This is a genomic window from Moorena sp. SIO2C4 (genome assembly GCF_010672485.1).
GTDB classification, from domain to species: Bacteria; Cyanobacteriota; Cyanobacteriia; order Cyanobacteriales; family Coleofasciculaceae; genus Moorena; species Moorena producens.
Map to the genome: position 1 here is coordinate 1 of NZ_JAAHGN010000911.1, position 3,139 is coordinate 3,139.

The 3,139-nt window shown below is 42.8% G+C and carries 4 protein-coding genes; 3 read left to right on the plus strand and 1 reads right to left on the minus strand.

Annotated features, from left to right (window positions below):
• Both F6K20_RS31220 and F6K20_RS31225 read left to right on the plus strand, forming a co-directional pair.
• The coding region (locus tag F6K20_RS31220; RefSeq protein ID WP_287297319.1) for a 2-phosphosulfolactate phosphatase at window positions 1–237 on the plus strand (237 nt) is incomplete at its 5' end.
• Window positions 238–339: 102 nt separating this feature from the next.
• Window positions 340–555: a hypothetical protein gene (locus tag F6K20_RS31225; protein ID WP_008182463.1), complete on the plus strand. Its 216-nt coding sequence runs from the start codon at window positions 340–342 to the stop codon at window positions 553–555.
• A gap of 78 nt (window positions 556–633) precedes the next feature.
• On the opposite strand, the gene pheS is transcribed toward F6K20_RS31225, so the two are convergent.
• On the minus strand, window positions 634–1,635 hold the full coding sequence (pheS, locus tag F6K20_RS31230; RefSeq protein ID WP_324293468.1) for a phenylalanine--tRNA ligase subunit alpha: 1,002 nt from the start codon (window positions 1,633–1,635) through the stop codon (window positions 634–636).
• 171 nt (window positions 1,636–1,806) lie between these two features.
• Here pheS and surE point away from each other — a divergent pair, with 171 nt between their 5' ends.
• Window positions 1,807–2,619 (plus strand): 5'/3'-nucleotidase SurE, encoded by an 813-nt coding sequence (gene surE, locus F6K20_RS31235; protein WP_044492659.1) that lies wholly within the window; start codon window positions 1,807–1,809, stop codon window positions 2,617–2,619.
• Window positions 2,620–3,139 lie beyond the last annotated feature (520 nt).

The following is a 3,139-nucleotide window of genomic DNA, read 5'->3' on the forward strand; positions in this document are numbered from 1 at the left end:
TCCGGAGACTCAGTGGATGACATTGCTGGTAATGATGAAGTAATTGGTGCGATCGCACTTTACTCCCAGTGGCAAGATAAATTACTAGAGATGTTCTATCACGCTAGTCACGGAAAACGCCTGCTGCGGCTGAATGGTCATGAAGATTTAAAGTATTGCGCTCAAACTGATGTATTAGACGCTTTACCGATTCAGAAAGAACCAGGAGTTTTGGTTAAAAACCCAGTTAACAGGTAAAATCTAGCAGATAACGAGGGCTTTTTTCTGTTTTAATTTGGGTACGGCATTATTTTTGATTTTTCAGCTAACCTCTAATGTGTTGGAATTTAATGTTTTGGCATGAGCTCACCAGAATTTAATTCTCTTAGCGAATTTTTTCAAGGACTAAGTGAACAAGACTTAGCTCAACGATTAGGAGTAGCACCAGCAACACTCCAAGAATTAAGAGATCAACCTGATTTTAAGCAGTGGAGTCAGGATAAAGACCCAGAATCAGTTTCGTGGCGATATCAGAAGGATAAGCAACGCTATATAGCAAACTTATCCTTTGGATAATTTTGGTTTACTTTGTCATGGTTTGTTTTGATTAATAATTTATAGTTTCGTCGAATCTACCAGTAACGCTAATCAACACTAAAACTGCTTCAAAAAGCGCAGATCACTGTTGTACAAGCGACGAATATCATCAATCTGGTGCAGCACCATGGCAAAACGTTCTACTCCAAAACCAGCAGCAAAACCTGTATAAATTTCAGGATCATAGCCTACAGCCTTGAGTACATTGGGGTCAACCATCCCGCAACCCATCACTTCTAACCATTTCCCCTTCCACTGCACATCCACCTCTGCTGAAGGTTCAGTGAAAGGAAAATAACTGGCACGGAAACGCACTTCTAACTCTTCCCCAAACATTGCCTCCAAAAATTCCCTAAGGGTACCTTTGAGGTCGGTAAAGGTTATCCCTTCATCCACTGCCAACAGTTCTATCTGATGGAACACTGCCGAGTGGGTAGCATCTACCGTATCCCGTCGATAAACTCGACCAGGTGCCACAATCCGAATCGGTGGCTCATGGTTTTCCATGTAGCGAATCTGTACCGAAGAGGTATGGGTACGCAGCAAATTACCATCCGGCAAGTAGAAGGTATCTTGCATATCCCGCGCCGGATGGTCAGGGGGAGTATTAAGGGCCTCAAAGTTATAGTAATCTGTCTCCATCTCTGGGCCAGTAGCAATGGTGTAGCCTAAACCAACAAAAATATCTAATGCCCGATCAATGGTGCTATTGAGAGGGTGAATGCGACCTTGGGGACGATATACCCCTGGCATAGTCACATCCAGGGTTTCTGAGCGCAATTTTGCCTGAATTTCAGCTGCTTTCAGGTCTTGGAGCCTCTGCTCTAGGTTATGCTGGAGGGTTTCTTTGACAACATTTGCGATCGCACCAATCTTAGGTCGGTCTGCTGGTGCTAACTTACCCATTCCCCGCAATATCTGAGACAGTTGCCCTTTCTTGCCTAGGTAATTAATGCGCAACTGTTCCAATTGTTCCAAGGTATCAGTAGAAGCGATCGCAATGGTTGCTTCTTCTTTGAGTGTAGCTAGTTGGGTCTCAATCTCGTTGAGGCTTGTCATCAGTAATTTTAGGTTAGTAAGAGAAGAACCGGAAACCCCTGTCATTTATGCAGGACTGTTTCATTTTACTGAAAAAATGGTCAGGTGAGTGGGGTAGATGGTCTTAGAATATATCAATTTCAGATTAGAATCGAACAGCGACTTTTATCTTTAGCTGTAGCCTCATATCCTATGAAATTGCTGATCAGCAACGATGATGGTATCTTCGCCCTTGGTGTACGTACCCTTGCCAACACCCTCGCTGAAGCGGGGCACAATGTTACCGTAGTATGTCCTGACCGAGAGCGCTCAGCAACTGGTCACGGTTTGACCCTTCATGAGCCCATCCGTGCTGAAGTTATAGATAACATCTTCCATCCCAAGGTTACTGCTTGGTCTTGTTCTGGAACCCCTTCAGACTGTGTAAAGCTGGCTTTGTGGGCATTAATGGATAGCGCACCAGATTTAGTGCTTTCTGGGATTAACCATGGTTCTAACCTGGGTACTGATGTCCTCTACTCTGGCACTGTCTCAGCCGCTATGGAAGGGTTAATCGGAGGGATTCCCAGCATTGCCTTCAGTCTAGCCACCTACACCTCAAAGGAGTTTCAAGTAGCGGCTTCATTTGCGAAAACTCTCCTAAATCAGCTGTCAGAGCAACCTTTACCAAAAACAACATTGCTCAATGTCAACGTGCCACCTGTTAAGGTCTCAGACATAGCTGGTATTGCTATAACCCGTCAAGGGGTTCGTCGTTATATCGAGAATTTTGAGAAACGAGTTGATCCCCGAGGTAAAATCTATTACTGGTTAGCTGGTGAAGTTATTGAGGATATTGAACAACCCGATCATATTCACTTACCTCAAGATATCCCTACTGATGTTCAGGCAATTCGCGACAACTACATTAGCATCACCCCTTTGCAATATAACCTCACTGATACTGCTAGGGTGTATCACTTGCAGCAGTTGAAACTGGGTCAAGATGAAGGATGTTCACCCTAGGCTTTCCTTGTAGGGTTTTATCAAGGATAAAAGATGAAGGATTAAGGATAAAGTTTTGGAAAATTTACCTTAATTTATATTGAAAAATGAGTAAATTTACTGCTTTTATACATAAATACAAGTGACCGTTTAATCCTCAAAAATAAGGTAAAAATTACCCATACTGCTACAACTTTAGTCAGCGGATTTCTATAACCATTAAAGCAGGTATTGATGAGATGCTTGGGTTTTTGTAAGACCCGTCGGCGATAGCTGAAGAAAGAAAAAGGTGAAACTAACTAGTCAACTATTTTTTTATGCAAATTTTAACTTTTGAACTTCAATGTTAAGCCTTCAGTCTTTCAACTTCAAGTTTTAGCCTTCAACCACCGCCTCGATAGTACAGTTCAAGAAAACGAAAAAACTTTTCACAGAGTTCTGGATCTCTTGCACCAACTTTTATTTCTTTAGTAATTTCTGCTACAGCCTGTTTCCAGTAGGGGCGAATGCCTGGGGGGTCACTACGGTTACTGCTGAAAGA